Annotated in this window: 21 protein-coding genes; 7 read left to right on the top strand and 14 right to left on the bottom strand. The window is 31.6% G+C overall.

Features of this window, described 5'->3' with window-relative positions; genetic code table 11:
- From map to P7122_RS02270, 4 genes are read left to right on the top strand one after another with little or no spacing between them, the layout of a single operon-like run.
- Positions 1-819, top strand: a complete 819-nt coding sequence (gene map, locus P7122_RS02285) for a type I methionyl aminopeptidase (protein WP_278004152.1) — start codon at positions 1-3, stop codon at positions 817-819.
- Between the two features lie 9 nt (positions 820-828).
- Positions 829-1,608, top strand: a complete 780-nt coding sequence (locus P7122_RS02280) for a DUF3050 domain-containing protein (RefSeq protein ID WP_278004151.1) — start codon at positions 829-831, stop codon at positions 1,606-1,608.
- Positions 1,609-1,613: 5 nt separating this feature from the next.
- On the top strand, positions 1,614-2,381 hold the full coding sequence (locus tag P7122_RS02275) for a class I SAM-dependent methyltransferase (RefSeq protein ID WP_278004150.1): 768 nt from the start codon (positions 1,614-1,616) through the stop codon (positions 2,379-2,381).
- A gap of 6 nt (positions 2,382-2,387) precedes the next feature.
- Entirely contained in the window at positions 2,388-2,756 is a 369-nt protein-coding gene (locus P7122_RS02270; protein ID WP_278004149.1) for a DUF423 domain-containing protein, read from the top strand.
- A gap of 102 nt (positions 2,757-2,858) precedes the next feature.
- Here the strand turns inward: P7122_RS02270 and P7122_RS02265 are convergent, their stop codons facing one another.
- The 9 genes from P7122_RS02265 to P7122_RS02225 form a co-directional block, all read right to left on the bottom strand.
- On the bottom strand, positions 2,859-4,625 hold the full coding sequence (locus tag P7122_RS02265; RefSeq protein ID WP_278004148.1) for a T9SS-dependent choice-of-anchor J family protein: 1,767 nt from the start codon (positions 4,623-4,625) through the stop codon (positions 2,859-2,861).
- Between the two features lie 397 nt (positions 4,626-5,022).
- A complete protein-coding gene (locus P7122_RS02260; protein WP_278004147.1) occupies positions 5,023-5,469 on the bottom strand; it encodes a hypothetical protein in 447 nt (148 codons plus the stop codon).
- A 93-nt stretch (positions 5,470-5,562) separates the two neighbouring features.
- Entirely contained in the window at positions 5,563-8,079 is a 2,517-nt protein-coding gene (locus P7122_RS02255; protein WP_278004146.1) for a T9SS type A sorting domain-containing protein, read from the bottom strand.
- Positions 8,080-8,266: 187 nt separating this feature from the next.
- Positions 8,267-9,316: a hypothetical protein gene (locus P7122_RS02250; protein ID WP_278004145.1), complete on the bottom strand. Its 1,050-nt coding sequence runs from the start codon at positions 9,314-9,316 to the stop codon at positions 8,267-8,269.
- Positions 9,317-9,413: 97 nt separating this feature from the next.
- A complete protein-coding gene (locus P7122_RS02245) occupies positions 9,414-10,172 on the bottom strand; it encodes a LytR/AlgR family response regulator transcription factor (RefSeq protein WP_278004144.1) in 759 nt (252 codons plus the stop codon).
- A gap of 55 nt (positions 10,173-10,227) precedes the next feature.
- A complete protein-coding gene (locus tag P7122_RS02240; protein WP_278004143.1) occupies positions 10,228-13,128 on the bottom strand; it encodes a sensor histidine kinase in 2,901 nt (966 codons plus the stop codon).
- An 84-nt stretch (positions 13,129-13,212) separates the two neighbouring features.
- Entirely contained in the window at positions 13,213-14,190 is a 978-nt protein-coding gene (locus P7122_RS02235; RefSeq protein WP_278004142.1) for an FAD:protein FMN transferase, read from the bottom strand.
- 5 nt (positions 14,191-14,195) lie between these two features.
- Positions 14,196-14,573 (bottom strand): DUF8840 domain-containing protein, encoded by a 378-nt coding sequence (locus tag P7122_RS02230; RefSeq protein WP_278004141.1) that lies wholly within the window; start codon positions 14,571-14,573, stop codon positions 14,196-14,198.
- 101 nt (positions 14,574-14,674) lie between these two features.
- Entirely contained in the window at positions 14,675-15,538 is an 864-nt protein-coding gene (locus P7122_RS02225; protein ID WP_278004140.1) for a DUF4846 domain-containing protein, read from the bottom strand.
- 57 nt (positions 15,539-15,595) lie between these two features.
- On the opposite strand from P7122_RS02225, the gene P7122_RS02220 reads away from it, so the two are divergent.
- The 3 genes from P7122_RS02220 (at position 15,596) to P7122_RS02210 (ending at position 19,240) form a co-directional block, all read left to right on the top strand.
- Positions 15,596-17,032, top strand: coding sequence for an SLC13 family permease (locus P7122_RS02220; RefSeq protein ID WP_278004139.1), 1,437 nt, complete (start codon positions 15,596-15,598; stop codon positions 17,030-17,032).
- Between the two features lie 320 nt (positions 17,033-17,352).
- Positions 17,353-18,852: a sensor histidine kinase gene (locus P7122_RS02215; RefSeq protein ID WP_278004138.1), complete on the top strand. Its 1,500-nt coding sequence runs from the start codon at positions 17,353-17,355 to the stop codon at positions 18,850-18,852.
- Entirely contained in the window at positions 18,839-19,240 is a 402-nt protein-coding gene (locus tag P7122_RS02210) for a response regulator (RefSeq protein ID WP_278004137.1), read from the top strand. The genes P7122_RS02215 and P7122_RS02210 overlap by 14 nt, the downstream gene beginning before the upstream one ends.
- Positions 19,241-19,304: 64 nt before the next feature.
- On the opposite strand, the gene P7122_RS02205 is transcribed toward P7122_RS02210, so the two are convergent.
- The 5 genes from P7122_RS02205 to P7122_RS02185 all read right to left on the bottom strand — a co-directional run bounded on the left by P7122_RS02205 (position 19,305) and on the right by P7122_RS02185 (position 22,654).
- Positions 19,305-19,850, bottom strand: a complete 546-nt coding sequence (locus tag P7122_RS02205; protein WP_278004136.1) for an RNA polymerase sigma factor — start codon at positions 19,848-19,850, stop codon at positions 19,305-19,307.
- The gene (locus tag P7122_RS02200) at positions 19,841-20,953 is read right to left on the bottom strand and encodes a glycosyltransferase (RefSeq protein ID WP_278004135.1); all 1,113 of its coding nucleotides are present in this window, start codon (positions 20,951-20,953) and stop codon (positions 19,841-19,843) included. Before P7122_RS02200 ends, P7122_RS02205 begins: the two co-directional genes overlap by 10 nt.
- A gap of 6 nt (positions 20,954-20,959) precedes the next feature.
- Positions 20,960-21,163: a membrane or secreted protein gene (locus P7122_RS02195; protein WP_278004134.1), complete on the bottom strand. Its 204-nt coding sequence runs from the start codon at positions 21,161-21,163 to the stop codon at positions 20,960-20,962.
- Between the two features lie 155 nt (positions 21,164-21,318).
- Positions 21,319-22,110: an anti-sigma factor domain-containing protein gene (locus P7122_RS02190; RefSeq protein WP_278004133.1), complete on the bottom strand. Its 792-nt coding sequence runs from the start codon at positions 22,108-22,110 to the stop codon at positions 21,319-21,321.
- A 7-nt stretch (positions 22,111-22,117) separates the two neighbouring features.
- Positions 22,118-22,654 carry an RNA polymerase sigma factor gene (locus P7122_RS02185; protein ID WP_278004132.1) on the bottom strand — a complete coding sequence of 179 codons (537 nt, stop codon included), beginning with the start codon at positions 22,652-22,654 and terminating at the stop codon, positions 22,118-22,120.
- Positions 22,655-22,838: the final 184 nt, after the last annotated feature.

Below are 22,838 nucleotides of genomic sequence, written 5' to 3'. Positions count from 1 at the left end.
ATGATTATAGTAAAAACTAGAGAAGAAATTGAATTAATGAGACAAAGCGCACTTATTGTTTCTAAAACATTAGGTATGCTTGCAAAAGAGATTAAAGAAGGAGTAACCACCAATCATTTAGATACTATTGCAGAAGAGTTTATAAGAGAACATGGTGCTTTACCAGGTTTTAAGGGCTTATACGATTGCCCTTCTACATTACTATGTAGTGTTAATGAAGCTGTAGTGCATGGATTACCAACAGATGTGCCATTAAAAGATGGAGACATTGTATCTGTAGATTGTGGTGCGCTTATGAATGGTTTTTATGGAGATCATGCCTATACTTTTGAAATAGGAAATGTTGCCGAAGACACCAAAAAATTAATTAAAACCACTAAAGAGTCTTTATACGTAGGTATAGAACAACTTAGAGTAGGAAATAGAGTAGGAGATGTTGGTTTTGCAATACAGCAGTATTGTGAAGCGCAAGGATATGGTGTAGTTAGAGAGCTTGTAGGACATGGCTTAGGACGAAAAATGCACGAAGACCCTGAAATGCCTAACTATGGAAAACGTGGTAGAGGTAAAAAGTTTATAGAAGGTATGGTAGTTGCTATAGAGCCTATGATTAATATGGGAACGCATAGAGTTAAGCAACTAAAAGATGGTTGGACAATTGTTACACAAGACGGAAAGCCAAGTGTGCATTTTGAACACGATATTGCCATTGTAGATGGTAAACCAGAAATACTTTCAACTTTTGCTTACGTACACGAAGCTCTTGGTATTGCTTCAACAGAAGAAGATCAATTTAGACAAGAAGCATTAGTTTTATAATTGCATTTAATGAACATTACACAACTAGAATCCGAATTAACTTCGCTTAGAGCAGAGTTAAACAATCATAAATTATATAGTGCATTAGAAACTATTGAAGATATTAAAATTTTTATGGAACAGCATGTGTTTGCTGTTTGGGATTTTATGTCTTTACTAAAAGCACTTCAAAACAATTTAACCAATACATCAGTTCCTTGGACACCTGTAATTAATCCTGCTACATCTCGTTTTATAAACGAAATTGTATTAGGTGAAGAAAGTGATGTTAATGAGCTAAATGAACCAAAAAGCCATTACGAAATGTATATTGATGCAATGCACCAAATAGGTTCTAGCACAATACAAATAGAACGTTTTCTTAGTGAAATAAAACAAGGGAAGTCTATTAAAGAAGCTTCGATTTTAGTAGGTTTAGATGACGCTACATATAGGTTTATTGAGTTTACTTTTAATATTATAGATACCAAAGAAACTCACAAAATTGCATCTGCATTTACATTTGGAAGAGAAGATGTTATTCCTGATATGTTTTTTCAGATTATAAATCAATCTAAAACTAGCGATAATACATACAGTAAACTTACGTATTATCTAAACAGACATATTGAGCTAGATGGAGATGAACATGGTCCTTTATCACTTAAAATGATTGAAGAATTATGTGGAAATGATGCTAAAAAATGGGAGGAAACATTAGAGGTTTCTAAGTTAGCATTGCAGCATAGAATTGCACTTTGGGATGGTATTTATAATTTAATATCTTTAAATAAAACAGTTGAAGTTTAATTACGTTGAAGCAACTTTTTAAATTCATATTAAACTTAGTACCAAGACCATTATTAATAAGGTTAAGTTATGGTGTAAGGCCTGTTTTAGCTTTTTTTCTTAGAGGTAATAAATATACAGATCCTATTGACGGTAAGAGTTTTAGGTCGTTTTTGCCTTACGGTTATGTAAATCAGCGCGATAATATTTTAGCACCATCAAGACTTTCTTTAGAAAGACATCGCCTGCTTTGGCTGTATCTTAAAAATGAAACCGACTTTTTTACTGCCGAAAAAAAATTACTTCACTTCGCACCAGAGCAATGTTTTTTAAAACGTTTTAGAGAACTTAAAAATTTAGATTATACAACCACAGATTTACTATCTCCTATTGCTGATGTAAAAGCTGATATTTGTAATCTTCCTTTTGAAGATAACAGTTACGACGTTATTTTTTGTAATCATGTGTTAGAGCATATACCAGACGATACTAAGGCTATGCAAGAATTATTTCGTGTGATGAAGCCAGGTGGTTGGGGAATTTTTCAAATTCCTCAAGATTTAAATCGCGACGTTACATTTGAAGATGATAGTATAACTGATAAGTCCGAACGTGCTAAAATTTTTGGACAATATGACCACGTTCGTGTTTATGGTAGAGATTACTTTGACAAACTGAGAAGTATTGGTTTTACGGTTGAAGAAGTGGATTATACATCTACTTTATCAGACTCTGAAATTGATAAATTCCGTTTAGCCAAAGGTGAAATCATTCCTTTAGTTAGAAAAAATTAAACCAACATGACACAACAAGTTTTTATTATTACAGGTGCTTTATTCGGAATGCTAGCCATTATATTTGGTGCTTTTGGAGCTCATGCTTTAAAGAAAATACTCTCTGAAGATCAGCTTAAAAGCTTTGAAACTGGTGTAAAATACCAAATGTACCATGCTATTGTTTTACTTATACTTGGGTTTAATTTTCAGTTTTCAACTTCGGCAATGTATTGGTGTTTCACTTCAGGTGTTGTTCTTTTTTCGTTTAGTATTTATGGTTTAGTTTTAAGCGATGCTAAAGGGAAGAAATTAAAATTTTTAGGACCAATTACGCCTCTTGGTGGTTTACTTTTTGTAATTGGTTGGTTGCTTATTTTATTGCAAGCGATATAAAAAAAGGAAAGCCTTTATTTAGACTTACCTCTTAAAATATCTCAATAAAAAAGCTGAGTAAAAATTTTACTCAGCCTTTTTAGTTAACAAGATTTTATGCAATTAGTTTTTTACAAACCTAATTGACTTAGCTCTATTTTGATGTTTAATTTCTAAAACATAGATACCATCTTTTAATGTAGATACATCAATACTATTATCAACTACATTAATAATGATTTGTTTACCTAAAATATCATAGATATTAATAACCGTTTCACTATCAATATTTTTTATATATAATATGTCTTTGGTAGGATTTGGGAATACTTCTATTTTATTAAGATTATAATTATCGACAGATAGTGTAGATTGGGTTGTGAAAACGTTATCTAGTCTAATGTGATTTGATGTAGTAGAGGCTAGACCTCTAACTCTAAATGCTATTGAAACTTCTTCTCCAACGTATTGTGATGGAATATCTACAACATAAGTGTCAAAATTATTTGAGTCATCGTAATCTGGATATTCTACAGTAATAGGGTTTATGGTTTCTAATAACTCATTAAAATCTAAAGGTGTATTTCCTTGGGAGCTTAGATAAACCTCTAACTCTAAATCTCCAAATAATCTACAAGCAGCAAAAGAAATAGCATCAGTGCTGCCTTCTGTTACTGTAAAAGAAGGAGTAACTAAATAGTTGTCTGCATTTTCATTGTAGACTGTCCAAGATCTCATTTGTCCAGAAGATAATCTATCCCAATAAGAACTATTGCTGGCTTCATTATATATTAACCAACAAGAAGGGTCAGATTCAAACTCTTCATTTATACTACTAACCGAGTCGCAAAGTGTAGTAAAGGCTATAGTTGTAGGTGTGCTGTAACCATTTAATCCGCAATTTGTTTTAAGATAAAAAACATAATCTGTGTTAGATGATAAATTTGAAAGATCTAAATTGTTATTACTGATTACTTGGTATGTTGTTGGTGCAGGTTCACCATCTAAAACAAAAGCATATTCAAAAGTGTTACCAGTGCTTTCGTCCCAACTTAAAGATGCTGCAGTAGCGCTAACAGCAGACAATGATAAATTTGTTGGGCTATAGCAGGAAGGAACAACCTTGCCACTAACAGCAAAAAGATTAAATACTTCATCACCAGAAGTATCATTTTGTATAGTCATACCAGTTACAATTTTACTTTGGTTAGCAATACTTATATCTATACTTACTTGAAAAATATAAGGTCCTCCTGATGGCGCACCAGATAGAGCGTTATTTCCTCTATTACCTCTTCCTAAATTGCTAGCTACAACTGTTCCGTTTGCATACCAATCTGGTATTGATAAAGATGAAAAATTTTGTGAAGACCCATCTTGAAAATGAATTGTACCACTAATAATCGATGCACCACTACCTGTAGTAACAGCCAAATACAATGTTTCTAGTTGTTCTGCCTCCGTAAAACTTATAGAACCACTTGTAGGATTTCCTTCCTCTGGGCTGCCTACTCCTGATAAAGAATTTGATGCACCTATTAAGCGTAAAGAGTTATTGCCTGTAAAGTCCGCTAATTGATATTCTATATTTCCATAAGACAATACTCCATCAATAGGAATTCCATAAGAAATGCCAACATTGTTGGTTATGTAACAATAGTTGTCTGTAGCTTTATCTACACTAGCAGTAGTTGTTCCTCCCAAATTACCTGTTTCTGCAATAACATCTTCATTAAAGCCTGTTATTGTATATGAAATATAGTCTGAAGGATTGTCATAATAATTATATAGATCATGGCTGCTTCTAGAGTTTGCGTGACCTAGTGTTAACAATATAAATGTGAGACATACTAATAAGATTGAAGTTTTAGAAAAATAATTTTTTTTCATGTTGATTTTGATTTGATTTATTATTTTAATTTAGACTTAGTATAAATAACAAAATTAAAGAGATTAATCGATTACATGAAAATTTCAATTATTGTATTTGTGTATGGTTTGTATTTTTTTTAAATACTATAAAATCGTGTTCATTTTTTTTCTTTTATGTATTTTTTGTGTTAAAAAAGTACCATCTTTTTAGTGTGAGATCAAGTTGTTGCAAAGACAATAGAATAGTATATCGCTAAAATTTAAGGCAGTTAAGAGATTTTTTGGTGTTAAAAGAAAATAGCCACCTAAGTGGCTATGCTTTTTTTTATTTTATATATCAAGACGATTGATATTGTTTTTTTGATAAGTCTATCAAAAAAACATCATGTTGTTCAAGATACCAGTATAATACTTACTATAAATTTTCTATAAACGCTTTTATCTTTTCTTGAGTCATTTGTTCTGCTTTAGTACTATTTTTACTGTAAAAGTTGCTAAACATAAAATCTAGCCAATCTTCTCCATTAGGGTTTGGCATAATCATTACAAAACTTTCATTGTCGTATTGTATTACATACAAGCCTGCACTGTTAAAAAACACCAATCGATTTATTTCTTTGCTCTCCTCGGGCTTGTAAGTATAAATTGCAGGCATACATTTTTCACATGCTGCAATAGCTAGCACTTCTTTACCATTGAGTTCGCCAAACTCAAAAAATTTAATTTTAGTCGTTTTACCTTGAGAAGCGCCTTCTGCATCCATAAGATGATATTTTCCATTTATAGCTTCTGTTGGTTTACTGTCTTGCGCTTTTAATGTAAATGAAACGCATAGAATTATAGTTGAAAGAATATATTTCATGATACTAATGTTATAGTTATAAGTAACGTTTTAAAAAAAAGGGAAAGCCTTTAAATTGACTTTCCTCTTTTCATCTTTAAGTGTTAATTGTTGCTACCTTTTAATAATGCGTTTTGTAACGCTTCCTGTTTCAGTATTAACTTTTACTAAATAGAATCCATTAGATAAACCAGAAAGGTTAACACTAGGTAATTTAGTTGTTTTTACTTTCGTTCCTAAAACATTATAAACTTCAATAGTCTTAATAGTTGAAGTAGTGTTTATGTTTAAAATACCATTCGTTGGATTTGGATATACTCTAATTAAATCTGTTGATAAACCGAAATCGTCCACAGATAAAGTAGAACTAGCACCAAATTCATAAGCTCCCATATCTACAGTTGCATTATGTATACGTTGATTAAATAATAAATCTGCTGTAATACCAGATGGCACTAAACTGTTATCTCCTGCATCTATAGCTGGCGAACCTGATTGTAAGGTAAAATCATTGTTACTAGCATCAGTAAATAATGGGTCTGCATTTGATGTATTGGTTAAGAATGATAAGTTAGAAAACCCGTCTTCATCAATAGAGTTGTTTACAAAAGTTTGATTAGGCATAGATGTATGTCCACTATTTACCGCTTTTGTTGTTCCTGATGCTCCTGTATTATTGTAAAAAATACTATTATTTATAATAACATTATGGGTACTGTTACCATCGGTTCTACTACTTAAGCCTAAAGTACCTCTATCTGAATTTGATTGTGTTCCGACATCTGAATTATTAGCAAAAGTACAATTGGTAATAGTGGTTGTTAGGTTAGAACCTGAATCATTTGCTCTTATCCAAGCTGAACTACCAGTATAACCTAAGTATGATGAATTTACATCTTCTGAAGTGTTATTGGTAAACAAGCAATTAACCACATCTAATGTAACTGTTCTATTTTGATTTACAAGAAAATATAAACCAGCACCGTAACGACTTACATTATTATTAAAAACACAATTTTGAAACGTCATGCTTGTATTGTTATTCAAGTACGAGCGTATTGCACCGCCATTTAACCCAAAGTTTTCATCAAACTCACAGTTTTTAATAATTAAATTAGATGTTTGGCCCAAAATATTAATAGCGCCACCATAAGCGTTTGTGCTTGAACCATTGGCGTGACCATACATAATTTTAAATCCATCAATCACAGCATTATCAGCATTTGATATTTGCATTACATGATACGAATTATCTCCTCTTGTTCCTGTACCATGCCCTGCATCATTTCCATTTAAATCGCCTGATAATATGGTTGGATTTGCTAATATATTACGTTCTGAAACTGAAGATTCGGTACCATTAAAACCACCGTAAACATGAAGACCATTAATTGAGATACTAAAATAACTACTTCTACTAGTTCCTGGTTTATAAGTTCCTGAAGCTACCCAAACTTCAGAAGTATTTTCTCCTGCTGAAAGTAAAGCATCATATAAATTTGGCATAGCATTTACCCAAGAATCGCCACTACCATCACCTCCTGATACATTAGCGTTTACGTAGTATTTTGTTAATGGTGGGTCGATAGAAAACTCTTGTACAGAAACTTTACCTGAATCCATGTAAGCAATAAACATATTACCTGTAACTGGGTTCATATTCATATCAACAAAAAAACCAGTATTAGATGTAGAAATTGAAGGATGTGACACAACTTCCCAACTGTTTGTAGTAGAATTATATTTTTCAAACTGTAGGTTATAGGTAGCATCTGCATACATTAAATAATACTTGTTATCTCTGGAACTTTTTTTAAATTCTAAAAAACCTACACAATTTGCCGAATTATTTGGTTGCGCTAAGTTTGCATTAGTTGCATTCACAAGCACAATATTAGGGTTTGTTCCCACATCTCTGGCAACTGCTAAATCTTCACCACTAATTCCTTCTACTTCTCTCAATGAATAAGGCGGTGTTTGACTATCAAAATGAGTAAAATCCCAATTTGAAGGATTACCAACAGGATTTTTTCTTAAAAAAGTGTAATTACTACTGTAGTAGGTTTCATAAATACGATTATAATCTTCAAAATCGTAAAGTTGAGGTGAAAAATTGTTGTGTTCTATAGCAGTGTTACTCAACACTCCTCCAGGAAAATTTGCTATTCTTGTATAATTATTACTTCTACCAACAACTCTCGCGTCTCCAGAACTATTAAATGCAATTTGCATTTTAAAATCTCCAAAATTTAAATTAAGATTTGTTCCTCTGGCAACCCAATTTGTTCCATCAAAACTATAGACATCCATTTGGTTGTCTGCTGTTCTTCTATAAGCTATCCATGGTTCATTTGTTGCAGGGTTAAATTTAATTGCATGATTAGCAGATGCCATATTAGATATTGCTCCGCCAACCGCAACCCAAGACACCCCATTATAACGCATTACTTTTGGTTTATTACTATCTAAAGCATCGTTATAAACTACATAAGGTCTCCCATTTGTTGGGTGGAAAGACATTGCAACATTATCTGTAAAGTTTGTAAACTGGGCGCTTCCAACTTGATTCCATTGTGCGTTAGCAAGAAAAAAGCTAGTAAACACTAGCAACATAAGTAATTTTGTTTTCATTGTAAATTTGATTTGAAATTAGGTTTCAAAACTCTAGAAAAAAGTAGTAGGCTTCTTTTTTTCTTTCTGAAAGGAATTTATTTTTTGCTGAAAGGCACTTTCAGTCTTAATCTATTTTGATTAAGAACAAAAGAAAGGTGTTAAAACCTGAAACCTTAACACCATCCTTTTATGAGTATCATAAAGATTAATTAATGGTTACTGTGCGGCCACAATTACTATCTGCTGAATAAAATTTATGACCTGGTGATCCTTTAGCATCACTGTAATAATAGTATAAATCTGTAGTACACGTTTGCGTAGATTGACCACCTGAAGGTATTTCGTGTGTGATAAATGCTTCTTTAGAAGAACCTACCCAAATTGTGCTTCCTTTTTTGTTAGCAACAGTAACATTAACGTTGTTTTTTAACCATTTTTGGTATGCCAACATACGCTGGTATTCTGGACTATTAAAAATATCGTCGTTGTATTGCTTCATCGCTTTATCCATCATGGCACGCTTATCGTCGATATATTTTTTTGTTTTAGCATTTTCAGAATTTGCAATCCATTGCTTATAGTATGTTTCTTGTTTTTTAGTAGCTTCATCTAAATACGGTTGTAACACTTCAGTCTTTACTTTATCAATATCTACACTGCCTCCTATAGACTTAGAGCTTCTCATTTTTGATTTTATAGACTTTAAAAAACCGCCTTTTTTCTTCTTCTTTTTCTTTTTGCCTGGCTCAGATTCCGTAGTTTCTTTCTTTATTTTAGGTGCTTTTAGTACGAATCTAATTTCATAATCATCCTTACTTTCCCATTTTTGAAGAAAAAACATGTAATCGTCTATAAACACAATTCTATCACGACCAACGCTTCTTCCTTCTCTAACAACATAACCCACTTTTTCTTGTAATTTTTTATTGCCCTCGTAAACACTATTTACATAGGTTACAGGAAAAGCTATGTTATCAGGAAAATATTGACTGGTCTCATTTCTCGTTGATTCTGTTGCGTGATTTGGGTATTGTTTTAAAACAATTTCAAAGTGATCGTTAGGTTGATTTTTATCGAACTGCACATCGGTAATTTCCATAACGCCACTGTGACTTTTGTATAAATCGGCAACAATTCGGTATTCGCCTTTTGAGACGTTGTTTCTAATAATTTCACTTTGATTTTTCACCTCTTGAGCTTGAGCTGAAATAGCGATTAAAAAAATCCAGAACTTAAATAGTTTAAATGTTTTCATTTTCGTTTTTTATTTAATTCGAAACAAAAATGATAAGTTGTAAGCTGCCTTTAATTTTTTCTTTCTGAAAGTGATTTACTTTTTGCTGAACGTACTTTTAGGTATTAAAAGTTTCTCGAATAATAGTCATAAACTCGTTACGTTTATCTTTTGAAATTGGAATAGTCATATTATTACTCATAACTAAATGATGTCCGTCGCGTTTTGATAATTCTTTTATATGCTTCAAATTTATAAAGTAAGATCGATGTGTTTTATGAAAGAAAGTCAAGTTGCTTAATTGCTCTACAAAGTGTTTTATTGGTTTACAAATAAATTCGGTATCACCATTTTCTAAATATACTTTGGTGTACATACCATCGGCTTCAAAAAGTACAATATCTTCATGCGACACAAAAATAAATCCTTTAGGCACTTCTAAAGCTATTTTGTTTAAAGACAACTGCTTGAAGGTGTTTTTTAAATCGTTTAATTGGTTGTTTATATTCGATTTTTTTATGGTAGCTATGGCTTTTTTAGTTGCCGTTTGAAGCTCGGTTTTATCTATAGGTTTCAACAAATAATCTATTGCCGAAATTTTAAAGGCATCTACTGCATATTTATTGTACGCTGTGGTGAAGATTATCTGAAAGTTAATCTCTTCTTCACTTAAAAACTCAACAATTTGTAACCCTGAATATTCCGGCATTTCAATATCTAAATACACAATTTCTGGTTGTTCTTGTTGTATTAATGTAACGCCAATTTCTAAATCTGGTGCTTCTAAAATTGTTATTATCTCTGGACAAAGCTCTTCTATAATGCATTTTAAAAGGCGTCTTGCTTTGTTTTCATCATCAATAATTAGTGCTTTCATGTACTTATAATTGGCTTTTATTTGTAATTCTCTAAATGTAACATTGCTTACAATATTATCGATTTAAAGGTATAATTATGGTTACGGTTGTTCCAGAATCTTCTGCATAAGATTTACTCTCGGTTTCAACTTCAATTTTATGTTTTCGGTTATGATTTAAAAGCTCAACGCGTTTTTTATTAGCGCTTGTAGCGAACGAACGATGTTGCGGATTCCTGTTTTCATTTAATCTTGCTGAAGCTTCTACACCAATACCATTATCTTTTATAATACAAAGAAATTTAGTTTTAGAATCGTCTAATTTAAATGTAACATCAAGTTTTCTGTGGCTTTTTTTATGAAGCAAACCATGTTTAAGCGCATTCTCAACATAAGGTTGAATAAATAACGACGGAATTTTAATCTGATTAGTTTTTAAGTCTTTTGAAATAGCAATCTTGTATTCTAAAGCATCTTCAAACCTATTTTTTTCGAGTTCTAAATAGATATTTAATGCGTTAATTTCTTCAGAAAGTAACACTTCGTCTTGCTGACTATGATCTAAATAAATTCGCATTAATCGTGAGAATTTAATAAGAAAACTGCTTGCCAAATCCTTTTCATTCAACACAATATATTCTTGTATAGAATTAAGTGCGTTGAAGATAAAATGTGGATTCATTTGCGAACGAAGATTTTCTAATTGCGACAGTACAAGCTGTCTGCTCATCATTTCATTCTGTAGTTTTGCATTTTGCTCTCTAGTGAGTTTGTTTATTTTTCGTCTGTAAAAGGCATACAACAAACTCGCTAAAATTAAACCTACAAGTGCATAAAACCACCACGTGCGCCAAAACGGTTTAGCAATATTAAAATCGATACGCTTTACAGCGTTATTGCTATTGGCAATTTTTACCTGAAAGGTATAATTACCACTTGGCAATCCGTTATAATTTACAGTATTTACAAGGTCTTCTGTAGTCTGCCATTTATTGTTTTCGCCTATTAATCTATATTGATATTTTGTATGTTCGTGACTCTTAAATCCGTTGGTATTAAAAGCTATTTTTAATGAATTTTGATTGTGCGACAGGTTATATTCGGGTAAAAGGTCTTGGTTTTTAAAGTTTACATTTACCGCTGTAAAATAGATTTCTGGCGTTATCGTAGTTTTAAAGGTTGTCTTTTTATTGATACTAAACAGTCCTTCGTTTGATGCGAAAAACACGTTATCGCCAACTGGTTCTATGTCCATAATTCGATACGAAGGTATACCATCTTGCATGGTCAAAGTTTTAAACTTTTGTAAATTAAGGTCGAACAACTGTATACCTTTTTCTGTTGCAATCCATAGCAAATTATCATCGCCTTGTATTTGTGTTATTTTGTTTGAAAGCAAACCGTCTTCAACAGTTAAATGATTGACAACTGCATCATTTTCTACCTGATAAATACCGTTTTTAAATGTTGAAACCCAAATAGTACCAGATTTAGTTTCAGTTATTGATTTTACAAAAACGGCTTTGTCTTCATCCTTTACAGCCTTTATGTTGTTATTTTTATTGATATAGAAAAGTCCGTCTACCGAAGCATTGTAAAACGCATTATATTTTTTTGAAAAGTGATTTGCATAAGATCGTTTGGGCATGACAACTTCTACATTTTGATGAACGTTATCAACAAAACCAAAAAAATCATATATTGAAATACTATATTTTCCTTTACCAAAATCAATGTCTTTCGCTCCTTTAGTTTCGTTGGCGCCTTGAGTTAAGATCTTGTCTTTCAAATTATAAATTAACGTTCTATCTTCTTTTGAAATAATGGCAACATTAGATGTGTCTTCATAAAAAATATTAGAAACACGATAAGCTGTAGTATCTATGGTTTTTACTTTGCCTGTATTGACGTTAATAAGACCAACATAACCTTTATTGGTTCCAAAAATTAACGTTGAGTCATTTAGCTTTTCTATTTGAGATACGCTTTTATCTGCCGATGCTAGATTATAATTTAAAACATTAATATTTGGATAGATATAAATACCATCACCTTTAGTTGTTATCCAGAAATTATTGAAGCTGTCTTTTAAAACTTTTGTAATGTATTTAGACGAAAAAAAAGTATTTACAAGTACTAATTCTTGATTTTTTAATTTACAAATGTATAGTCCAGAATCTGTAGAAAACCAGATTTCGTCTTTATTAAAAAAAACGTGAACAATAATTCTATTCTCAAGCACTTTTGGAAGTTTTATTTTTGCACTGTTCCCTGAATGCTCATCGAATGTGAAGAAATTATTTTTATTGAATTGAGAGAAAAAATAAAATGCTATACTATCATTTTTAACAATATTAATAAGGCGTGAAATCCCTTTTGGTCTTTCAAAATTATTAAAAATATTAACCGGTAGATAGTGTTTGCCTTTAAACTGTAAATCGGTTTTTACTATTTTACAATCTTCTGTATATAAATATCCTTTATTATTCTTATAAAGCTTACCAATTTCCACCTTTTTATTAAAGCTTTTTTGGATGGCCTTAGTTTCTAAATCAACAAAAAAAATATTGTGTCTGATGAAAATAATCAATTGCGAATCTGTGACTATAAATTCGGCAAGTTGCCCTTTTAATTCTTCAGACAAATCAATAAAATGATGCATAGTGTTTCCAGAAACATAAAAGAACTGTCCGGATATATTATTGCACCAAACGCGACCTGAAGCATCTTCAAAAGGTCCAAAAACGGAATTTCCTTTTTGAATTGGATGTGTAAAAAGCTGGTAATTTTTTCCATCGTAACGAAAAAAACCTTTATCTGCAGCAAGCCAAATAAACTTTTTAGAATCTTCAATAATATTATAAAACTCAATATCTGGAAGACCGTCTTTTTCGGTTAAATGAAGTTTTGCTGGTTCTTGAGCTAAGGCGTTAAGCCCAAAGCATAAAAAAAAGAAATACAACAATAACTTGTTCATGAAAGAAAAATTTGCGTACAAATTAATCTTTAAAAGTAAACCCTTGTGTGTTTTTTGCTGATTTAAGCTTTTTCTTTGCTGAATCTACTCTGGAAAACCATTAAGACTCAAAGTTTCTATTTCTTGGTTTTCGTTTTCAAAAATAAAATAGGCCTTTAAGTGAGATTGTCTTGCGAGTACATTTTCAACTTTTTCTATTCCCATAGCTTGAAAAGCTGTAGCATATGCATCTGCGGTCATACAATCTGGTGCAATTACAGAAACACTCAAAATGTTGGTTTTTGTTGGGTAACCAGTTCTTGTATTTATAATATGCGCATAACGATTTCCGTTTTCATCGGTTTTAAACTTTCGGTATGTGCCAGAGGTTGCCATGGCTTCGTCTTTAATCTCCAAAGCTTTAAAAACAGATTGCTTTCCATCAAAACGAGGTTCGTCCAAACCTACTCGCCAAGGAGATTGTTTTTCAAAATTTATGCCCTTAACTCTAATTTCTCCACCAATTTCAACCAAATAGTTTTTAACGTTTTTATGTTCTAAAAATTCTGCAATAACATCTACACCATAACCTTTAGCAATGGCATTAAACTCTAAATAAGATGTTTTTTGTTTTATGATTTTAGAGTTTTTTAGTCCTACTTTGTTTAATCCAACAAATTTCATAAGACTGTCTATAGTTGTACTGTCGGTTAAAAATTTATTGGCATCTGCGCCAAAGTTCCATGCGTTAACAACATTTCCTATTGTTGGATCAAATGCACCTTCTGTATATCTGTATACTTCTTTAGATTTCTTAAAAACGCGTTTGAAATGCTCATCGACTTCAACATCTTCATTGTTATTAATTTTAGAAATATCCGAATCTGGAATGTATGTAGATAGAGATTGATTAATGACATTAAAAAGGCTATCAAACTGTTTTTGATAGTTTTCACCATTTTCAGAATAAAATTGAATATTGTAACCAGTACCAAAAACAGGTCCTGAAACTTTGATGTTTTTAGGCTCTTTTTGGCATGAATATATGGTGAAAATAAGTAGTAAAAAATAGATTTTCTTCATTTTGATTAGTTGAGGTTCATTTCTATGACTTGAATGCCATTATATTCAATTAGATATTCTTCGTTTAAGTAGATAGGTAAGTTTTCGCCATCAGGATTGCCTAACCCAACACCAGCATATAAAACCTTGGCATTTTTTTCAAAAGCATGTTTTTTGAATGTTTCCATCCAGACTACATCGTAATTATTTGGGTTTTCGGGTAAAATAACTGCTCGTACAATTACAAAGTAGTATTGACTGTTTTTGTCTATACAAACAAATTGTGGATGCTTTTTTAGCTTGCTATTGATGGCAACAAATTCAAAACCTCTAGATTCTAAATCTTTACCAACATGATTCATTGCTAGGTTGTGTAATTCTTGTTTTGTAAGTGCTTTGCTCATATTATTTCCCATGAAAATGGGAATCCATTTAGTTTTGGCAAAAATACAACATTGAATTATTAATATGAAGAAGATTCCTGCCTTCGCAGGAATGACAATACTTATTTAAATCTAACAAATTTCGCACTACTAAAAGTGTAATTGGAAACAGGTGTAATAGCATCATCTTCTAATTTATACCATGGAGAAATAGAAGAATCGGTTAAGTTTTTAACGAGGTGAACACTTTGTGCAGGTGTATTGCCTTGAAATAGAAGAAATAATTTTTCGCCTTTGTCATTTACAACTTCATCGCATAGCATAACTATATGTCCTGGACTACCTCCTTTTATAAGCATATCGCCAATTTTTAAATCTTTAGATTTTATGGATTTTAGTTCATTATAAAGAGATAACGTCCCAGAATAGGTATATATGAGGTTTAGGTATTTATAAAAATTCTCTTTACTGTGATTAGTGCTTGCTGTTTTGTGAAAAGAAACTTTACTGCCACTAATTTTGGGTCTATAACCTTCTGCATATTTTTTCCAGGAGCAATAATGACCAGATGTAAAATTAAAACCAATTTCATCCTTTCTGTTGTTATCCCAGAGATATTCGCTTCGTATTCTAATAAGGGCATCTGCGCATTGTTGCAAGCCATTTTTTGGTACTGGAACTTCTAGAATACCAATGTGTCCTCGTTGCCAAAAATACTCTGTGTTATCGTAGTTTATAATTTTGCTGCCAAAAGCTTTTAACTTGTAGTTTCTAAGATATTCTTGAAAACTGCCTTTTGGATATTCAACACGTTTATAACCTTCAGGTATGTTGACTCTAGATTTTATGGTTAAGCTATCTTCGTTGATTAAGTTTGGTGTTTCAATAATAGCTTTTACGGTATCGTAAGTTTTTTCTACAGGTTTAAACTGAAAAGCAACAAAAATTAAACCTGCAATAAATAATAGGAGTATTACTTTCTTCATATTCGATAAACGTTATTTTTTTAAGATTTCGTATTATAGTTCTAATTTTAATTAATTATGAGCAATTATCCATTATCAAAACGTTTGGGATTAATTATAGGTCCTTTACTTTTTATCCTTCTTCAGATTTTTCAGTTTAACTTAATTTCAGAGAAAGCAGATACCGTTATTGCTATAGCTCTTTGGATGGTTATTTGGTGGATTACAGAAGCGGTTTCTATTTCGGTAACAGCATTATTGCCTTTGTTTTTATTTCCTTTATTTAAAGTGATGCCAATGGATGAGGTAGGTGCTAATTACGGAAGTCCTATAGTGTTTCTCTTTTTTGGTGGTTTTGTTTTGGCTCTTGCTTTAGAAAAGGTAAACCTTCATAAAAGGATAGCTCTAAATATCATAAAGTTTACTGGCACAACACCTAATAAAGTTATTCTGGGTTTTATGATTGCCACGGCTTTTATGAGCATGTGGATTAGTAATACTGCAAGTGCAGTTGTAATGCTTCCTATAGCTATGTCTGTAATAAACTTGCTCATAAATGACACAGATGGTTTTACAAAACAAGATCAAAATTTTGCACTTAGTGTAATGCTAGGTATTGCGTTTTCTGCTAATGCTGGTGGCATAGCAACAATAATAGGCACACCACCAAATTCTATTCTAATAGGTTTGTTAGAAAACGAATATAATATGGAAATTTCCTTTTTGAATTGGCTGATGGTTGGTCTTCCTTTTTCCGTTATTTTAATTGCTATAATTTATGTTGTTCTTATTAAGCTATTTCCAAACAAAGGTTTAAAGTTTAGTGCTTCAAAAACTGTAATTGTTGAAGAGTTAAATAAGCTTGGTAAAATTTCATCTAAAGAAAGGCAAGTGCTAGTTACGTTTGCAGTGATAGTGTCGTTGTGGATTTTTAGAACAGTCATTAATGGTGTGTTTCCGCAATTAGGTCTTACAGATACTATGATTAGCATTTTAGGTGCTTTAGCGTTATTTGTAGTGCCTCATAAGTTTAATAAAGGCGAGTTTATTTTAGAGTGGAAAGACACCCAAAAGTTAGCTTGGGGAATTTTAATTTTATTTGGTGGAGGATTGGCTTTGGCAAAAGGCATGTCTGCAAGTGGTATTGTAGATATTGTTGCAGAAACCATTTCTAAAAGTGAAATAAGCGTTTTATTCACGGCTTCTTTACTTATCTTTTTAATGTTGTTTATGACAGAATTGATGAGTAATGTCGCGCTTACAGCTGTATTAGCACCAGTTGTTGCTGGTATTGCTATTGGTTTAGAAGTGCCAATATTGTATTTGCTTATACCTGTTACTATGGCAAGTAGTTGTGCGTTTATGTTACCAATGGCAACTCCACCAAATGCTATCGTTTTTGCAAGTGGTTTTGTGAAAGTGCACCAAATGGCAAGGGTAGGCGTGATATTAAATTTTATCTCTGTGCTCTTGCTAATTTTTATGTTTCAGTATGTTTTGCCTCTTATTTTTTAGTTTTTTCTGCTTTTTTTGATGCAAATCTTTGTAATATTTTCTTAGTCTGATTTTTGCAATTTTTTTCAAAAATGTAAGTTTTATACCATTCTGTTTTGACCAAAATATTATCGTTATTTGTCTGGTAATTAGGTTTTTTTGTAGTGTTTTTTTTGGCGTTTTTATCTATTGTATTAGATATTTGTGTGTTTTTTCTAAAAATCAATTTGTAAGTATTAACTTTCTTTTTAAATCGTTTTGTCGTCATTTTTGTCACTTTGTTCTATTTTTTTGAAAAAAATGATTATATTTGTGTCCCAATATTACTTAACCTATTTATTTTGTACGCATTTAAAACTTCGAATACAATTAAAAAAGAATTTTCTTATTTAGATTTTATTCAACGACATGCCTCTATTGGTATCTGGGAATTTGATACCCAGACTTTATCTTTAGAATGGAGCTCTGAAACAAAAAAAATTCATGAAGTTCCGTTAGACTACGAGCCAAGTGTAGAATCTGGTATTTTGTTTTACAAAAGTGGCTATAGCAGAGATACGATTACGCAATTATTTAATGACTGTTTAGAAAAGCATGAGGAGTTTGATGAAGAACTTCAAATTGTTACAGCCACAGGAAAAGAAAAGTGGATAAGGGCTATTGGTACACCAGTGCTAGAGAATAATGTGTGTGTTAAAGTACAAGGCTTATTTCAAGACATTGATAAGAAAACTAAAAATTCTATAACACTAGCCCAAAAAGAAACACAACTAAGAAAGTCTTTTGAAAATGCTTTAGTCGGTATGGCTATACTTGATTTAGATGGCAGTTGGATTCATGTAAACAAAAGTCTTTGTAGAATTCTTGGGTATAGTAAAGAAGAATTAAAGAGTCTTACATTTTTAGATATTACTCATCCTGAAGATGTAGAAGTAGGTAAGGATGCTCTAAAAGATATGGTTCATGGTAATATAGATTCGTATGAAGCAGAAAAACGATATCTCAGTAAAGAAGGAGATGTTATCTGGGCCAAATTATCATCTTCTATAATTAAAGACGATAATGGCAATCCATTACACTTTGTTGCTCAAATCCACGATTTATCAGATATAAAGCGAAGCAATAAAAAAGTAATACAACTATTAGAAACCACAGAAAACCAGAATAAGCGTCTTTTAAATTTTGCACATATTGTGTCTCATAACCTAAGATCGCATTATAGTAACTTAGGGATGTTATTAGACCTTTTTAGGATGGATATTCCTGATGCTACTAATAATGAAATTTTTCCGTTAGTAGAAGAAGCTGTAAGGCAACTTGGCGAAACGGTAGTGAATCTTAATGAAGTTGCAGCAATAAATATTGAACGAAATCTTAAAGTAGAGCCTATTAACTTATTAGAAAAATATAATAGTGTTTCTGGTAGTATATCTGCATTGGTTTTAGAGTCTAAAACCAAAATTTGTGTAGATATTGATAAAGATTTATACGTTAAAGGAATACCTGCTTATTTAGATAGTATAATATTAAATTTCTTAACCAATGCTATCAAATATAAAAAGGCAGATGAGTCAGCTAAAATAGAATTAAAGACTCAAGTAAAAGATGATTTTATTATCTTAGCCATTAAAGATTATGGTCTAGGTATAGATCTAAAAAAACACGGAAACAAGTTGTTTGGAATGTACAAAACATTCCATAATCATAAGGATTCTCGAGGTTTAGGTTTGTTTATAACCAAAAATCAAGTAGAAGCCTTAGGCGGAAAAATAGAAGTTGAAAGTAAGGTTAATGAGGGGACGACCTTTTATATACATTTAATGAAAGATGAAAAAAATTGATGTAGCCTGTATAATTGATGATGATCCAATCTTTATTTTTGGGGCTAAAAGAATGATGGAGCTTGCAAACTTTTGCCACTCTTTTATGGTCTTTAATAATGGGCAGGAAGCCATCAACAATTTAAAACCAATTATGCTTACAGGAGAAAAAATTCCTGAAGTTATTTTGTTGGATATTAACATGCCAATAATGGATGGATGGCAGTTTCTAGATGAATTTATTCAGATAGAATCTCATAAAGAAGTTACGATATACATTGTAAGTTCATCTATTGATCCAGCAGATTTACAACGTGCTAAAAAGTACGAGAGCATATCTAATTATGTTGTAAAACCTATAACAGCAGAAACGCTAAAGAATATTTTGCAAGAAGTGGTTACTGCATAATAGTTACAGTTGTTCTCAGCTAAAAATATAAGCCAAAAGCGTCCTTATTTAAGGATGCTTTTTTTTATGCTTTAGTAATAATCGCAGCAAGAAGTTTTTTAGCACGTAGAAGTTTTACCTTAACATTATTAATGGGTTCATTAAGTTCTTCCGAAATTTCCTTATAACTCAATTCTTGAAAATACCTTAAGTTAATAACCTGCTGGTAATGTGGTTTTAGCTTTTTTATGTCTCTTAATAGCTTTGCAAGATTTTGCTCAGTAATAATCTTATCTTCAGGAGTAGGTGAGTCATCTACAATATCTAAATAGATATCTTCGTTGTCCTTTGAGGTGTTTTGTATAGATTTTTTTTGTTTTCTTACCAGATCTATATGTATGTTTTTTGAAATGGTAATAAGCCAGGTTTTAAACTTATAATTTTCATCATAAGTATCTATTTTATCAAAAGCTTTAGAAAAAGTTTGGATGGTTATGTCTTCAGCATCATTTTCGTTTTGAGTACGCATAAGCTGAAAAGAATACACATCATTCCAAAATGTATCAAGAAGAAAATTAAACGCAATCTGATCATTTTGTTTAGCTCTATAAATTGCGTCTGTTATTTCCAATGTTTAGGTGTAGATATAAGATTAGCAATAAAGATACTTAATTGCGAGCTAACTAAAAATATTTCTAGAATAGGTGCTAAAAACACAAGATTAACGTCGTCTAGTTTTTTTGCGGTAAGACCAAAGCACAATAACTGAATTGTAAAACGAAGCGCAATGACAGCCAAGATCCACTGAATTTTAAAACTTAGCACTACAAGAGTAATTCCTAAAATCCAGAATAATAGTTGCGATATATAAAATAAGCCCAATAAAAACTTGTGCTTACTTTTATAAAATTTGGCAGTACTTACATGTCGTCGTTTTTGTAATACCCAATCTTTAAATGAGTTTTTAGGTTCAGAAATGGTAAAGCTTTCCTTTGTAACAATAATGTCTGTATTCTTGGCATTGGCAACTTCATTAATAAACAAGTCATCATCTCCAGATTTTATAGCCATATGACTATTAAACCCATTGTTGTTAAAGAATAGTTCTCTTCTGTAAGCCATGTTTCTGCCAACTCCCATGTATGGGATTCCTAATTTGGCATATGCAAAGTATTGTAATGCTGTTGTAATAGTTTCAAATCTTATAAGAGCGTTAAGCAAGGAGTATTTCTTTTTAGAATAAGCTCCGTAACCCAGCACAATAGCTTTTTGATTAGAAAATTTACTACTTACTTCGGCAAGCCAATCGTTAGAGTTTGGTTTGCAATCGGCATCAGTAAAAACTAAAAAATCATGGCTAGACGCTTTTATGCCTAATGTAAGTGCATATTTTTTATTTCCCCAAAATGTTTCGTTAGATTTTACATCTACTATTTTGATGTTACTATTGCTGGCTTTGAATTGCGCCATAACTTCAAGCGTTTCGTCAGACGAACTGTCATTAACCAGCACAACTTCAAAATTACTGTATTCTTGTTTAAGAATATAAGGGAGGTTTTTTTCTAAATTGTTAGCCTCGTTTTTGGCACAAATAATTATAGAAAGCGGTATGTGCTTTTTCGGTTTAGTTTCTTCGCGTTGGATTGAAAAAGAAAAGAGAAAAGCTAAATAATAAATAAGCTGTATGCCAACTATAACCAAGAATACTATAAATAGTATAGAGGTAAAGCTCATTAAAATTTAAGAGTGTTGAGGTTCGCTACAATCTTGAAATTGATCTGGTGTTTTTCCGCAAAAACCACAGGCTTCACCTTCTTTGTTTAGCATTGGGTTTTGACTAGCACAAGTACCTGCAAATTTACCATCTTTTTTTGCCCAGATTTTTATTGCAATACCTGCAACAGCCAAAGCTAACATTCCTAATGTGAGAAGTAATAATTTCATTTTACTTGTATGTTTTGTGCAAAGATAAGGCTTTATAATAAAATTTATAAGCTTTAAATTATATGATTTGGTAGCTGGTTATTTTAGACGCTATTAATTTTAATCAAAAAAAAAGAGGCGCAATTTTGCGCCTCTTTTTTAGTTTCTTGTAAATCTTATTTCTCTTTTAATGAGATTTCAGCAACTTCGGTATTGTTTTCATTGGTTTCTTCTCCGTCCTTACCAATTTTAATACTCAATGCTAAGGCATCTTCCATGTAAGGAATTTGTTTCATCTTGCGGTCAGACTTATCTAATATGCCAATATTTACCATTCTGTCTTGTAGTTCTGCCCATATTTGGTAATGCTGATCTTCTGGTAGCTCAGGTAACTTAATAACATCTATCATAGATGTTTTGTCTACCGGATTTATATATGCTACAGTTTTAAGATCTTTAGCTCTTTCGTTACCGCTTATAATGTATTTTCTTGCATCAGGATTGTTTAACTTGTCTAATTCAGAAGATAACTCAGATAACATATTGTTGTTTTTTTCTATGTCACTTCTTAAGTCGTAAATCTCATCAATAACTACATTGTTTTCATCTAAAAGATTCTTGTTTTTTTGATACAAGAAAAATGAAGATACAGCAAATAAAACTGCAGCTGCTGTTGCAGCAATACTGTACCATGGAGTCTTTTTGTGCTGTACTAATTGTATCACTTTAGTGTCATTAGTATCTTCTAAGGCATCTAGAATGTTTCCTAAAATGTTTTTAGGAACATCTACAGCACCAGCCTTAGCAATAATCTCTAAATTATTCTGAAGTTTTTCATAAGCTTCGGCAGCTTCAGGATAATTACTAATAAAAAATTCTACTTCCTTAGTTTCTTCATAGGAAGTTTCACCTACTAAGTATTTGTTTAGTAAGTCAGAATTTAAAAAGGTATGTAATTTTGTTTCCATAATTCTTTTATTCTGGGTCGTAAACTTTTTTGAGTTCACGTAATCCTATTTTTAATCTCGATTTTATGGTACCAAGAGGAATGTCTAATTCATCACTAGCTTCTTGTTGTGTCATGCCTTGAAAAAATAAGGCGTCTAACACAATTTGGTACTTTTCTTCGAGTCGTCCAACATGCTCTTTAATATCCAAGACGTCTTGGTTTAAATTACTTGATGGTAAGATATATACGTTAGAAGTATCGATTTGGACTTCTTTCTGATATCTATTATTAAAACTTCTTAATTTGTCTATAGCTGTGTTTCGTGCAATTCTAAACAACCACGTAAATAGCTTTGCCTTTGAAGGGTCGTATTTATGGGCGTTTTTCCAAACTTTTATAAAGGTCTCCTGCAAGGCGTCTTGAGCAATTTCTTCGTTTATGGTTACTTTTAAAATTACACCATAAAGGCTGTTAGAATAGTTTTCGTATAACAGATTTAACGCACGCTTGTCGCCTTTGCCTAGTAAATCGATTATTTTTTGTTCGGTTGGTGTAACGCTCAAAATGTTAAAATCTTGGTTTTTAGATTTTTAAAACATCCAAAATGGATTTGTAATCGTAAATATAATTAAATACCGTAAATAAGTATTTAACAATATAAAGTTAGAATAATCATTTTTTTCAGAGAGATTGGTTAATAGCATTTTTAAAAGATTATTCTACATTCAAAAGTCGTAACCCTCATTA

This window comes from Winogradskyella marincola (genome assembly GCF_029624125.1).
Classification (GTDB): domain Bacteria; phylum Bacteroidota; class Bacteroidia; order Flavobacteriales; family Flavobacteriaceae; genus Winogradskyella; species Winogradskyella marincola.
The sequence above is the reverse complement of the archived record's forward strand: the minus strand, read 5'-3'. Positions and strand labels throughout refer to the sequence as shown.

Bases quoted from the DNA above. Each gene is read 5' to 3' on its own strand.
- P7122_RS02235 (WP_278004142.1), bottom strand. From the start codon at position 14,190: ATGAAGAAAATCTATTTTTTACTACTTATTTTCACCATATATTCATGC.
- P7122_RS02250 (WP_278004145.1), bottom strand. From the start codon at position 9,316: ATGAAAACATTTAAACTATTTAAGTTCTGGATTTTTTTAATCGCTATT.
- P7122_RS02195 (WP_278004134.1), bottom strand. From the start codon at position 21,163: ATGAAATTATTACTTCTCACATTAGGAATGTTAGCTTTGGCTGTTGCA.
- P7122_RS02270 (WP_278004149.1), top strand. From the start codon at position 2,388: ATGACACAACAAGTTTTTATTATTACAGGTGCTTTATTCGGAATGCTA.
- P7122_RS02240 (WP_278004143.1), bottom strand. From the start codon at position 13,128: ATGAACAAGTTATTGTTGTATTTCTTTTTTTTATGCTTTGGGCTTAAC.
- P7122_RS02210 (WP_278004137.1), top strand. From the start codon at position 18,839: ATGAAAAAAATTGATGTAGCCTGTATAATTGATGATGATCCAATCTTT.
- P7122_RS02280 (WP_278004151.1), top strand. From the start codon at position 829: ATGAACATTACACAACTAGAATCCGAATTAACTTCGCTTAGAGCAGAG.
- P7122_RS02230 (WP_278004141.1), bottom strand. From the start codon at position 14,573: ATGAGCAAAGCACTTACAAAACAAGAATTACACAACCTAGCAATGAAT.
- P7122_RS02260 (WP_278004147.1), bottom strand. From the start codon at position 5,469: ATGAAATATATTCTTTCAACTATAATTCTATGCGTTTCATTTACATTA.
- P7122_RS02200 (WP_278004135.1), bottom strand. From the start codon at position 20,953: ATGAGCTTTACCTCTATACTATTTATAGTATTCTTGGTTATAGTTGGC.
- P7122_RS02265 (WP_278004148.1), bottom strand. From the start codon at position 4,625: ATGAAAAAAAATTATTTTTCTAAAACTTCAATCTTATTAGTATGTCTC.
- P7122_RS02255 (WP_278004146.1), bottom strand. From the start codon at position 8,079: ATGAAAACAAAATTACTTATGTTGCTAGTGTTTACTAGCTTTTTTCTT.
- P7122_RS02220 (WP_278004139.1), top strand. From the start codon at position 15,596: ATGAGCAATTATCCATTATCAAAACGTTTGGGATTAATTATAGGTCCT.
- P7122_RS02225 (WP_278004140.1), bottom strand. From the start codon at position 15,538: ATGAAGAAAGTAATACTCCTATTATTTATTGCAGGTTTAATTTTTGTT.
- P7122_RS02245 (WP_278004144.1), bottom strand. From the start codon at position 10,172: ATGAAAGCACTAATTATTGATGATGAAAACAAAGCAAGACGCCTTTTA.
- P7122_RS02190 (WP_278004133.1), bottom strand. From the start codon at position 22,110: ATGGAAACAAAATTACATACCTTTTTAAATTCTGACTTACTAAACAAA.
- map (WP_278004152.1), top strand. From the start codon at position 1: ATGATTATAGTAAAAACTAGAGAAGAAATTGAATTAATGAGACAAAGC.